The following is a 12463-nucleotide window of genomic DNA, read 5'->3' as shown; positions in this document are numbered from 1 at the left end:
ATTATGAAAAATAATTTCCTAAAAGCACTTGGTTTAGCGTTACTTTTCTCGACAATGGCTTCTAAAGCACAGGAAAGAATTACCGTTAAAGGAACCCAATTTTACAAAGGAGATAAACCCTACTCCTATATCGGAACCAATTACTGGTATGGAAGTCTGTTAGCTTCTAAAAAAATCGGAGACCGAAAAAGATTGCTGCGTGAACTGGATTTGTTAAAAAAAGAAGGAATTGATAACCTGAGGATTCTGGTGGGTGCAGACGGCGGAAAATATGATTTTACCGTTCGTCCTGCTTTACAATACGAACAGGGAAAATATGATGAAGATTTACTGGACGGTCTGGATTTTCTGATTCATGAAATGAGCAAACGCAAAATGTATGCGGTTTTGTATTTGACGAATAACTGGGAATGGTCGGGCGGAATGTCGCAATATTTAGAATGGAATGGAAAAGGCCCGATTCCGATTCCCAATATCGCCCCGAATACCTGGCCACAATTTATGGCGTACACGGAACAATTTCACAGTTGTGCCCCTTGCATGGAAGGTTTGAACAATCATGTAAAGTTTATCATAGGAAGAACAAATAAATATTCCAAAAAGAAATACACCGAAGACAACACGATTATGGCCTGGCAGGTTGGAAATGAACCACGTACCTTTACAGCGGAAAACGAAGCCAAATTTACGGTTTGGCTGAATAACATTGTCGACTTAATTGACAGTTTAGATCAAAATCATTTGATTTCAACCGGTTCTGAGGGCTTAAACAGTTCGAATGACAGCATGGAAATTTTTGAAAGAACACATCAAAATCCGCATATTGATTATCTGACCATGCACATCTGGCCCAAAAACTGGGGCTGGTTTAAAGCCGATAATGCTGAAAAAACGCTGCCAACAACGCTTGAAAATACCGGAATTTATATCGACAAACATGTAAAAGTGGCTAACGACCTGAAACGTCCGATTATTATTGAGGAATTTGGACTGCCCAGGGAAAATGAAAGTCTGGTCAGCAGTTCTTCTGTTGCCAACAGAGATGTTTTTTACAATTATATTTTTGGCCGTGTGGCTGAAAGTGTGGCCAATAACGGCCCGTTGCAGGCTGCCAACTTCTGGGGATTTGGCGGTGAAGGAAAACCGGTTACAGCCGATGGAAAATGGAATCCCGGAGATCCTTTGACTACAGATCCTCCGCAGGAACCACAAGGACTGAATTCCGTTTTTTCGACGGATAAATCTACTTTGGAGATTGTAAAAAAATACAATCTAAAACTTAAAAAAAATTAAACCATATAAGTCAGGCTTTTTTTAAATGAACTTATATAACTTATATGGTAAAAAAAAACAGCATGAAAAAATTATTTATTTTGTTTCTTGTCCTGATTGTAAATCTTTCTTTTTCACAGAAGGGAAAGGAATTTATACTGAAATCTCCTAACGAAAAAATTGAAATCCGGATTCTGGTGAACGACAAAATCACCTGGACTATTTCTCATGAAAAAGATGTTATTCTGGCGCCTTCAACCATGTCAATAACTTTAGGCGAAAATCAGGTTTTAGGAAAAAATGCGGTAGTTTTAAATTCGAAAACTGCAACGGTCAACACTTCATTTGATGCTCCGTTTTATAAAAAGAAATCGGTTAAAAACAATTACAATCAGCTGACTGTAAATTTTAAAAATGATTTCAGTGTTGAATATCGCGCTTTCGATGATGGCGTTGCCTATCGTTTTGTTACCAAAAAGAAAAAAGACATTACGGTACAATCAGAAGAAGTGGTTTTGAATTTCGACCAGGATTTCCCTACTTTAATGCCATATGTCCGTGATCTAAGAAACCCGAAAGACCCTTATATTTCTTCTTTTGAAGCTCATTATGAAAATAAAAAAATCAGCGAATTTGCAAAAGATACCCTGGCATTTTTACCTTTTTTAATTGACTATAAAAATCATAAAAAAGCAGTATTTCTGGAAGCCAGTCTCGAAGATTATCCGGGGTTGTTTGTCACCAACAATCCGTCGAAATCGGGTTTTGAAGGTCGTTTTTCCCACTATCCTTTACAGGAAAAAAATGGCGGATTCAATAATATTAACCGATTGATTACGGACAGAGCTGATTATTTGGTTCAGACAAAAGGAACCCGAAATTTCCCCTGGAGAATTGTTGTCATTTCAGAAAATGACAGTGCTTTGGCCAATAACGATATGGTTCAGAAATTATCGGAACCTACCCAAATAAAAGACCTCAGCTGGATAAAACCCGGAAAAGTAGCCTGGGACTGGTGGAACGACTGGAACATTTATAACATTGATTTTAAAGCCGGAATTAATACGGAAACATACAAATATTACATTGACTTTGCCTCCAAAAACAAAGTGGAATATGTCGTTCTGGACGAAGGCTGGAGCCTCGAAGAAGACATTATGAAACACAACCCAAATGTGGATCTAGAAGCTTTGCTTGCTTACGGGAAAGAACGAAACGTGGGAATTATTTTGTGGAGTTCCTGGATGGCTTTGACCAAAAATACAGACGGGATTTTAAAGAATTACGTCGATTTGGGAATCAAAGGATTTAAGGTTGATTTCTTAGATCGTGACGATGCTAAAATGGTGCAATCAGTTTATGATATTGCCCAAAAAGCAGCTGATCAGCATTTGCTTCTGGATTTTCACGGAATGTATAAACCAACGGGAATTCAGCGTACTTTCCCCAATATCCTGAATTTTGAAGGGGTAAAAGGTTTAGAAAATAACAAATGGACACCCAATGACGATGTTCCGACTTATGATTGTACCATTCCGTTTATCAGAATGGTGGCCGGCCCAATGGATTATACGCCGGGTGCGATGCGGAATGCCACCAAAAGTGAATTCAAACCCAGTCATTCCAACCCAATGAGTCAGGGAACCAGATGCCATCAATTGGCCTTGTACACAATTTTTGAAGCGCCTTTGCAAATGATGGCCGATAGTCCGACAGCCTATATGAAGGAACAGGAAAGCACCGATTTTATAGCCAAAACCCCAACCACTTTTGACGAAACCGTAGCTTTAGACGGAGAAGTTGGAAAATTCGTGGCAATTACGAGAAGAAAAAATACAACCTGGTATTTAGGGGCCATTACCAACTGGGATTCCAGGGACATTACAATTGATTTTTCTTTCCTTGAAAAAGGTAAAAAATTCGAAGCTGAAATTTTCTCCGATGGCTTAAATGCCGATAAAGCGGCGACAGATTACAAAAGAGAAATAATTACAGTTGACTCTAACACAAAACTAAAATATCATTTAGCACCGGGCGGTGGATTGGCTGCAATTATTCAGCTAAAAAATTAAACAAAAAACATGTAGAGACACATAAACGCTGCTTCTCTACATGTCTTTTATTAAAATTACACTTTTAAATTGTAATTACTAATCTTTTTCCATCAGGGATAGTTTCACTCCAGGCTTTTTCTATGTCTTTTAGAGCTACAGCAACCGTTTCAATCACTAACTTTTTCGATACCGCCAAGTCAAACATTTCGGGTAAAATTTCTGTTATTAATTGCATCATTTCCGCTTTCGTCCAGCTTCCGAAACCTGAACCTGACAATTGAAGATCGACACTTCTTAAAATTTCTGACGATAGCTGGATAGTATCCCCAGCCAGAGAACCCACAGAAACAAATCTGGTTTTAGGCGTAAAAGAGCCATTCCCTTTCAAAGATTTTAGAATTAATTCCGCTGAGTGTCCCCACAAATAATCAATTATAATATTAATTGGTGTCGTACTGTGAATCTTTTTTATGTGTTTTATAAAGTCTTCATCCGGCTGCGTCAGAAGGACATATTCATCTGCACCTAAATCCAATAAGCCTTTTAATGTTTCTTCCTTTCTTCCGGTCACAACTATTTTTTCTGCTCCGTAATGTCTCGCCAGCTGAATGGCTATTTTTCCCGTCACACCTGTGGCGCCGTTGATTAAAACCGTTTCTCCTTTCTGAATATCGACTCTAAATCGCAACGCCATGGCAGAACCTGCAACCGCATTCGGTAATGCTGCTGCCGTACAATCGTCAAGACCTTCGGGAACTTTTACCATTTTATGTTTATCCACAACGGCTTTTTCAGCAATCATTCCCGTCACGCCCAAGGCATAAACTCTCGTTCCGTCTTCCAGGAAACCAACACCATCGCCTCCGGCCACTTTTGCCGTTGCTTTATCGTCTGCCGAATAATGTTTTCCGCTTGCTATGTTTTTGTCTAAATTTTTAACTGCCGAAGCTTTAACGTTCATTAATAACTGATTTTCATTCTCGATAATGGGATCCGGGAAATCAGTGTACTGTGGTAATTCTCCTTTTTTATAAACTACTGCTGCTTTCATATTTTAAATTTTTAAGTGTTATTTAAATTTTATGAAGCAAAATTAGTCTGCGGTAAATGACCAGGCGATAACATTTGTTATCAAATGCAGTTTCCGGTTATTTTAGCATTTTATTTTTTATCCTGCTTAAATGAACAGAGGTTATGCCGAGATAAGAAGCGATGTAATGCTGGGGAATGCGTTGTATCAGCTGTGGCTTTTCTTTTAAGATATTCAGGTAGCGCTGTTCAGGCGAATCTCTTATAAAAGAGACAAAATGTTTCATATAATCGAAAGTACGCTCAAAAAGAATATCTATAAATTTTTCCCGTATTTCCGGAATTTCAATTAATTCGCAGAGGATGCGGTCCATCTCTTTTTTATCAGCATACCATAAAATGCTTGGTTCAATGGTTTCGATCGTTACCGGGCTTGGGATTTTCTTTCTGAAACTTTCAATAGATGCGACCATTCCGCCTTCCAGAAAAAATTGCATGGTGAGGTCTTTTCCATCTTTATTAAACCAGCATCTCACACAGCCTTTTTCAATAAAAAAGATGCGTTCTGAAATTTCGCCTTCGTTTAAAAGAACGGTTTTAGAAGGAAGCTCCAATTTGTTGAAACAATTGAAGTAACGCTCCCATTTCTGGTCTTCTATAGGAAATTTATTTTTAAGATGATCAAACATGGGAGCGCTGGTAAATTATTGCAGAATGCTTTCTATTGCATTTATTTCATCTGATGAAAAATCAGGGTTTTGCAGGCAGTCAATATTATTGTTCAATTGTCGAACAGAGCTTGCACCAATCAAAACAGAAGTAATTCGTTTGTCTTTCTGTAACCAGGCCAAAGCCATTTGCGCCAAAGACTGATTTCTGTTCTGCGCAATTTCATTTAACTGCACTAATTTCTGAATGCGTTCAGGTGTTACCTCAGCTTCTTTTAAATGTCCGTTTGGATTATGCGCTCTGGAATTTTCCGGAATTCCGTTTAAATATTTGTCCGTTAAAAGACCCTGTGCCAAAGGCGAAAATGCGATACAGCCCACTCCTTTTTCTTCCAAAACATCCAGCAGACCATTTTCTACCCAGCGTTCCAGCATGGAATATTTGGCCTGGTGAATTAGACATGGCGTTCCCAGTTGTTTCAAAACATCAACGGCCACTCTGGTTTCTTCTGCCGAATAATTACTAATTCCAACATACAACGCTTTTCCACATCTTACAGTGTGATCCAAAGCCATCATCGTTTCTTCAATTGGTGTTTCGGGATCGGGACGATGTGAATAAAAAATATCTACATAATCTACATTCATGCGTTTTAAACTCTGGTCTAAACTTGACAGTAAGTATTTACGGGAACCCCAGTCTCCATAAGGCCCGTCCCACATGGTATATCCGGCTTTGGTTGAAATTACGATTTCATCGCGCAGGTTTCCCTGAAAATTATGCCATAATATTTTACCAAAATTCTCCTCAGCAGAACCCGGAACCGGTCCGTAATTGTTCGCTAAATCAAAATGCGTTATTCCTTTATCAAAAGCTTCTTTAGCGATACTCTCGGCATTTTCGAAATTATCTACTGATCCGAAGTTATGCCATAATCCTAAAGATATTTCAGGTAATAATAAGCCGCTTTTTCCACATCTGTTGTATTTCATTTTTTTGGTTTAATGGTTTGAAGTTTTTAGGATTTAAAAATACAAAAAAACTCTCGCAGATTTTGCAGATTATGGAGATTAAAAAAATCAACAAACCCTGCAGTGTTTAAACCAAACTCCAAAACTCTCGCAGATTTTGCAGATCATGGAGATCAAAAAATCTGTCAAATCTGCAAAATCTGCGAGAAAAATATTTTCTTCTCTAACGTAAAATAGTAAACCCGACAGGTTTTAAAACCTGTCGGGTTTACGTTTTCGGTTCAATCAGATATTTTTTTTTCCATTATTGTAAAAAATGAGCTTCAAAACTCTCGCAGATTTTGCAGATCATAGAGATTAAAAAATCTGTCAAATCTGCAAAATCTGCAAAATCTGCGAGAAAAATATTTTCTTCTCTAACGTAAAATAGTAAACCCGACAGGTTTTTAAAACCTATCGGGTTTACGTTTTCGGTTCAACTAGATAATTCCCTTCATTATCATAAAAAAACAGCTCCGAAACTCTCGCAGATTTTGGAGATTATGGGGATTAAAAAATCTGCCGAATCTGCAAAATCTGCGAGAAGAATATTAAAAAAAAAAAAAAAAATTGTTTTTTATTTTAATTCAAAACCACTTTCCAAGCCTTTATCCGAACTTCCTCCCACCATGATTTTGAAGGTTCCCGGTTCAATCAGATAATTTCCTTCATTATCGTAAAAACCCAGTTCGTTATCTGTTAACGTAAAAGATATTGTTTTCGTTTCTCCTTTTTTTAACTCCACTAATTCGAACCCTTTTAGTTCTTTTATTGGTCGGATGATACTGGCAAATTCATCGTGAATATACAATTGCACCACTTCTTTTCCATCATAATTTCCGGAGTTGGTAAGTTCAACCGAAACCTCAACGGTTTCTCCTTTTGCAAAAGAGGTTTTGTTTACTTTCAGGTTTTTATAATCGAATTTGGTATAACTCAAACCAAAACCAAACGGAAACTGAGGTGTTTTTTCTACATCGGAATAATGTGACCAAAATACATTTTTATCACTGTCTGTTGGTCTTCCCGTGCTGTATTTATTGTAGTAAATCGGTACCTGACCTACATTTCTCGGGAAAGACATGGGCAGTTTCCCACTCGGATTGTAATCGCCGTATAAAACCTGTGCTACGGCATTTCCGGTTTGGGTTCCTAAATGCCAGGCTTCCACAATGGCCGGAATATGTTCCGCTGCCCATGGAATTGTTAACGGGCGTCCGTTATTTAAAACCAAAACGATATTGGCGTTCACTTTATAAATTTCCTCCAGTAATTCCTGTTGAACGCCCGGCAGATCAAGATGGGTTCTGCTGCGCCCTTCCCCACTCTGAAAACCGTGCTCGCCTAAAACCATTACGACAACATCTGCTTCTTTTGCGGCTTTTATAGCGGCTTCAAAACCGCTTCTGTCGTTGGTATTCAAAACCACTTCATTTAAGAAAGACGTTTTTCCAACTACCAGATCAGCCCCTTTTTCAAAAGTCAGTTTATTGTCCTTGTACTGCTGCATTCCTTCCAAAACCGAAACGGACGTATTGTCATCAGAAGCAATTCTCCAGCTTCCCAACGGACTGTTTTTATCATTTGCCAAAGCTCCGATTAAGGCAATTTTTTGTCCGGATTTCTTTAGCGGAAGCAGGTTTTTATCATTTTTCAACAGTACAATCGACTTTTTCGCCATATCCAGAACGCCTTCATTATTGGCTTTATTTCCCACAACTGCTTTTTCTCGTTTTTCGTCGCAGTATCGGTACGGGTCATCAAAAAGGCCCAATTCAAATTTTACACGCAAAATTCTTCGAACGGCATCATCCAGCAAAGCTTCTTTTACTTTTCCTTCTTTTACTAAATCAGCCAGTTTTGTCACATACAAATACGATTCCATATCCATATCAGATCCCGCCACAACTGCTTTCAAAGTTGCATCGCCTTCATCTTTTGCATAACCGTGTGCGATCATTTCACGAATGGAAGCATAATCTGAGATCACAAAACCGTCAAACTTCCATTTTCCTTTCAGGATATCTCTTTGCAGGAAAACATTTCCCGTTGCCGGAACACCGTTTAAGGTATTGAATGAATTCATAAACGTTCGAACTCCAGCGTCTACAGTAGCTTTAAACGGAGGCAAAACCGAATTGTACAATTTAGAATTGCTGATGTCTACGATATTATATTCTAATCCGGCTTCAACATAACCGTATGCCGCGAAGTGTTTCGCACAGGCCGCAATGGTATTCACTTTAGCCAAATCGGCAATTGTTTCTCCCTGAAAGCCTTTTACTCTCGCATACCCAATTTTACTGCCCAGATACGGGTCTTCCCCTGCACCTTCCATCACACGTCCCCAGCGCGCATCGTTCGAAACATCTACGTTGGGGCCAAAAGTCCAGTTAATTCCTGATGCAGAAGCTTCATCTGCTGCAATCGCCGCCGATTTCTTAATTGCCTCCAGATCCCAGCTTGCCGCTTCTGCCAGTGGAATCGGGCTTAATGTTTTATATCCGTGAATGACATCAAAACCAATAATCAACGGAATTCCCAAACGGGTTTCTTCTACAGCAATTTTCTGTACGGCACGAACTTCTTTTACTCCGCGAACGGTAAGCATAGAACCTACCAGTCCTTTTCGTAAATGTTCGTATTTCAATTCGGCCGTTCCGCCTTTTGGAGCGGGTCCCGTAACATCCCAAAAACCATTATACTGATTCATCTGTCCTACTTTTTCCTCGAGCGTCATTAAGGGCAAAAGCAGGTCGATACGTTGTTCAATTGTTTTATTTTTATCCAGATATGGTTTTTTCTGTGCATTCATATTTCCAATGGTCAGCAGGGCAAAAAGCCCAATAGTTATTACTTTTTTAGTATTCATGATAGTATAATGGTCAGATAGTTTCATAATTTGGGCGTGTCCCTCCGGGTCGGGCTATTCGCTGCAAGTCCTCGCACTTCCTTCGTCAGGCTGTGGGCTTTCCACTACTATCCCTCACGCGAATGGGTAATGAGATAATTTTGTTCTTTTTAAGAGCTATCCCGATTTCCTCCATCTTGTCATCCTGAGGAACGAAGGATCACACTAGAAACTCCGCACAAATAATCGTCAATCCTTGTCGAATTATGAGTGTGATTTCTCCTCTGTCGAAATGACAAAAAATGTAATAAAACAACAAAAAAACCAGCGCCAATCTGTTTAAACCTGTAAAACCCGTGGGCAAAAATCTAAAATCTTCTTACTCCGTAATAAAACAGGATGCCGGCAAATTGGTTTTATTAAACAAATCCGATTGTATTGTATTTCCCCAGGCAAAACGAGCTTTTACCGGGGTCGTCACTTTTTTGCTTGTCAAAATCACCTGATCGTTTTTAATTAACGCTTCTGCTGTATAAAAAACGCCATCGGCTCCGGCCAATTCGAATTGATTTGAAGTCTTATTTTTGAAATGCAATCCTTCAGCGTAATCAAACGAAACTATTCCTTTATTTTTATCCACTTTAAAATCCTTGTAAAGAGGTCCGTTTACCAAATTAGAATTGGTTTTATAAGTATGGGTCAAAGCCAGATTTGCCAGACGGATTCCGACATCTTTTTTATTCTTAGGGTGAATATCGATTGTATCCGAGATATCGCTTATGACGACCATTCCGGTTTTGGTTATTTCTTTAAGTAGTTTTCTTTGGGAATCTCTTACGATAACATTCGAGAAATTATTGCTGCCTGTTTTATAAGGCGCGATCTGCACATAATAAAAAGGGAAATCATCCTGCCAGGCTTTTCTCCAGGAAGTAATCAAAGCCGAAAGTGTCTTGTCGTAAACGGTAGAACCCACATTCGATTCGCCCTGATACCAAAGTGTTCCGGCAATTTTAAATCCGACAAAAGGATAAATCATGGCATTGTAAGCACGTCCGGGTTGTCTTGGGCCGTATTCCTGTTCGTTTAGTTTTTTGGCATTTTCCAATAAAAGCGGATCGTTATTCACCACTTCTTCCGCTATCCAGATTTCTGCAGGAGTTCCGCCCCAATTGGAAGAAATTAAACCGATTGGAACATTTTTTAAATCTTCTCGTAAACGCTTCGCAAAAAAGTAGCCGACAGCACTGAAATTTTTCATGGTTTCCGGAGTCGATTCTGTCCAGCTTCCCAATAGATTATTTTGTGGCGTGGTTGCGGTTAATTTCGGAACAGTAAAAAACCTAATATTCGGATTTGTGGCCTTTTTCGCTTCTTCCTCCCCATGATCAATTCCCCAGCTTGCTGACATTTCCATATTCGATTGTCCAGAACAAACCCAGACTTCACCGATTAAAATATTCTTCAAAACCACTTCATTGTAGCCTTTTATCGAAATGGTGAACGGTCCTCCGGCCTCGGGCGTTTTTATTTTCAGTTCCCATTGTGCCTGATTGTTTGCCACAACTTTATATTCCTGATTATTCCAGCTTGAAATTAATCTGATTTCTTCCTTTGGATTGGCCCAGCCCCAAATTTTAACTTCGGAATTTCGCTGTAAAACCATATTATCACCAAAAATATTCGGAAGGGAAACGTTTGCCATCATAGTAGTGGAAATCAACAGAAAGAAAACAAACTTAAATATATTATTTTTCATTTAGCAATTTTTTTAAAACCGGAGCATAAGCATCCGCCATTACTTTTTGGTCTGCAACATCGGGATGTCCTAAACAGCCTTTTGGAGTCATCGGTTTAAATTTGAAAATCACAATCGGTTTATGTGTTTTATCCTCTTTAAAAGCATCTTTAATTTTGTTCAGGCAATCTTCAAACAGAACTCCCTTTTCACCGCCCACCATAGGACTGTTGGTAATGACTATTTGTGTTTTTGGATTGTGCGTATAGAGCATTTTTATAAAATCAATATAATTCGAAATATATTTTTGGGCATTAAACGGCAGGCGCTCTTTTTTGCCATCTCCTCCCGAAAAATCATTGGTTCCTAAAGCAATACTGATAATATCAGGCTGAAAAGCAAAATCGTATTTAGGTTTGGAAGGATCTTTTGTCAGGTAAAGATTCCCGTATAAGTCGGGCATAATACCTTCTTCCTTATTTTCGTCATTCCAGTTTCTGTACATTCCGATTCCGGAAACAGAACTCATGAGATAGGCTGCACCAATTGCTCTGGAAAGAACCGGTCCGTAAGCATAATACCCATTATGATGGTCAAAATATTCGCCTTTATCACAAGGCACATCGGAATCGTCACTCGCCGCACCACAGGTTATGGAATCTCCAATAAATTCAATTTTCTTTTTCTTTCTGGAAGCAATAGGAGCCAGTTTGGCCGTGGTTCCGGCAAATAAAATATTTCCGCTTTGGGCTTCCGTATTTTTATAAATGGTAAGATTATGCACTTTCTTATTCGAAGTGATTGTTATCGGAAAGGATTGTGCCTGGCCTTTTTCAATTCTCAATTTCCCCATATACTTGCCGTCCAAAACCAACGCCACGTAATTATGATGCTCATAGTGATCTACACTTTGTAAGGAAACCGAACAGGTATTACCTGTAAAATTGAAGGACACGGAAGAAGCGGTTCCAATCAGAATCACGTTATTATCCTGAAGTTTATCCACACGGCCTTCATAAAGAAAGTTGTTGTTTTTATTTTGTGAGGTCGAAACAACGCCAATCAGCAAAAACAAAATTAAAAGCGGTATTTTTTTGAGAAACATAATTTATTTGTTAAAATATAAATGAGATTCACAAAGATACCAGAAGTAATACGTTCAAAAAGATACTAAAACGTCAAAAAGCAATAAAAAAATACCATCTGCGGTTCTTATTGTTTATTTCCGGTCTTCTTTAAACAGCTTTGATTTGACAAAGTAACACGCTATCTTTAGCCATTAAACCCCTCTTCTTATGAAATTCCCGCTTTATATCGTATTTGCTTTTTCTGTCTTATTTCTTTCTTTTTGTAAAAAAGAAACCAAAACCGTCCTTCCGGTCCTTTCACAAAAAGAAAAAAATCAAATCGCTGACCGGGATTCCATTATTGATTATGCCAAAAAATATCTGGGGACTCCTTATTTATATGCCGGAAATGATCCTCAAAAAGGATTCGACTGTTCCGGATTTGTCAGTTATGTTTTTAAGAATTTTAATGTAAGCTTACCCAGAAGCTCCAATAGTTATAAAAACCTCGGAGTAGCACTAGATCCCGAAGATTTTAAGGTGGGAGACATTTTGGTTTTCTACGGCTATAAAGACAGGACAGTTGTAGGGCATCTTGGCATTATTTGCGAAGCCGATGGAATGCACTCCAAATTCATTCACGCTTCTTCCGGAAAAGTAAACAGCGTAACGATTACGGCACTAGACACGGAACATTATACCAAACGTTTTTATAAATGTATTAATGTTTTATCGAAATAGATAAGCCTTTTTTTTCCAACTAATTATTTCTA

At 38.6% G+C, this 12463-nt stretch carries 9 protein-coding genes; 3 read left to right on the top strand and 6 right to left on the bottom strand.

The annotated features are described in order from the left end of the window. The first annotated feature begins 3 nt into the window (after positions 1–3). Together GJU43_RS20755 and GJU43_RS20750 are read left to right on the top strand one after the other, a co-directional pair. Positions 4–1293: a cellulase family glycosylhydrolase gene (locus tag GJU43_RS20755; protein ID WP_154343571.1), complete on the top strand. Its 1290-nt coding sequence runs from the start codon at positions 4–6 to the stop codon at positions 1291–1293. Positions 1294–1355: 62 nt separating this feature from the next. Continuing rightward, entirely contained in the window at positions 1356–3344 is a 1989-nt protein-coding gene (locus GJU43_RS20750) for a glycoside hydrolase family 97 protein (RefSeq protein WP_154343569.1), read from the top strand. 64 nt (positions 3345–3408) lie between these two features. On the opposite strand, the gene GJU43_RS20745 is transcribed toward GJU43_RS20750, so the two are convergent. From GJU43_RS20745 to GJU43_RS20720, 6 genes are all read right to left on the bottom strand, one after another. Then, a complete protein-coding gene (locus tag GJU43_RS20745; RefSeq protein ID WP_154343567.1) occupies positions 3409–4377 on the bottom strand; it encodes a zinc-binding alcohol dehydrogenase family protein in 969 nt (322 codons plus the stop codon). Between the two features lie 97 nt (positions 4378–4474). Then, positions 4475–5044, bottom strand: coding sequence for a Crp/Fnr family transcriptional regulator (locus tag GJU43_RS20740; protein ID WP_154343565.1), 570 nt, complete (start codon positions 5042–5044; stop codon positions 4475–4477). Between the two features lie 15 nt (positions 5045–5059). Continuing rightward, positions 5060–6016 carry an aldo/keto reductase gene (locus tag GJU43_RS20735; protein WP_154343563.1) on the bottom strand — a complete coding sequence of 319 codons (957 nt, stop codon included), beginning with the start codon at positions 6014–6016 and terminating at the stop codon, positions 5060–5062. A gap of 595 nt (positions 6017–6611) precedes the next feature. Further along, positions 6612–8906 (bottom strand): beta-glucosidase BglX, encoded by a 2295-nt coding sequence (bglX, locus tag GJU43_RS20730; protein WP_154343607.1) that lies wholly within the window; start codon positions 8904–8906, stop codon positions 6612–6614. Between the two features lie 358 nt (positions 8907–9264). Beyond that, entirely contained in the window at positions 9265–10644 is a 1380-nt protein-coding gene (locus GJU43_RS20725; RefSeq protein ID WP_154343561.1) for a sialate O-acetylesterase, read from the bottom strand. After that, entirely contained in the window at positions 10634–11728 is a 1095-nt protein-coding gene (locus GJU43_RS20720) for an SGNH/GDSL hydrolase family protein (protein WP_154343559.1), read from the bottom strand. Before GJU43_RS20720 ends, GJU43_RS20725 begins: the two co-directional genes overlap by 11 nt. Positions 11729–11918: 190 nt before the next feature. Here GJU43_RS20720 and GJU43_RS20715 point away from each other — a divergent pair, with 190 nt between their 5' ends. Beyond that, positions 11919–12431 (top strand): C40 family peptidase, encoded by a 513-nt coding sequence (locus GJU43_RS20715; protein ID WP_154343557.1) that lies wholly within the window; start codon positions 11919–11921, stop codon positions 12429–12431. Positions 12432–12463: the final 32 nt, after the last annotated feature.

Origin of the sequence: Flavobacterium sp. LC2016-23 (assembly GCF_009674775.1) — a bacterium.
GTDB lineage: Bacteria > Bacteroidota > Bacteroidia > Flavobacteriales > Flavobacteriaceae > Flavobacterium.
This window is presented reverse-complemented; position numbering and strand designations above follow the sequence as displayed.

Bases quoted from the DNA above. Each gene is read 5' to 3' on its own strand.
- GJU43_RS20755 (WP_154343571.1), top strand. From the start codon at position 4: ATGAAAAATAATTTCCTAAAAGCACTTGGTTTAGCGTTACTTTTCTCG.
- GJU43_RS20750 (WP_154343569.1), top strand. From the start codon at position 1,356: ATGAAAAAATTATTTATTTTGTTTCTTGTCCTGATTGTAAATCTTTCT.
- GJU43_RS20745 (WP_154343567.1), bottom strand. From the start codon at position 4,377: ATGAAAGCAGCAGTAGTTTATAAAAAAGGAGAATTACCACAGTACACT.
- GJU43_RS20740 (WP_154343565.1), bottom strand. From the start codon at position 5,044: ATGTTTGATCATCTTAAAAATAAATTTCCTATAGAAGACCAGAAATGG.
- GJU43_RS20735 (WP_154343563.1), bottom strand. From the start codon at position 6,016: ATGAAATACAACAGATGTGGAAAAAGCGGCTTATTATTACCTGAAATA.
- bglX (WP_154343607.1), bottom strand. From the start codon at position 8,906: ATGAATACTAAAAAAGTAATAACTATTGGGCTTTTTGCCCTGCTGACC.
- GJU43_RS20725 (WP_154343561.1), bottom strand. From the start codon at position 10,644: ATGAAAAATAATATATTTAAGTTTGTTTTCTTTCTGTTGATTTCCACT.
- GJU43_RS20720 (WP_154343559.1), bottom strand. From the start codon at position 11,728: ATGTTTCTCAAAAAAATACCGCTTTTAATTTTGTTTTTGCTGATTGGC.
- GJU43_RS20715 (WP_154343557.1), top strand. From the start codon at position 11,919: ATGAAATTCCCGCTTTATATCGTATTTGCTTTTTCTGTCTTATTTCTT.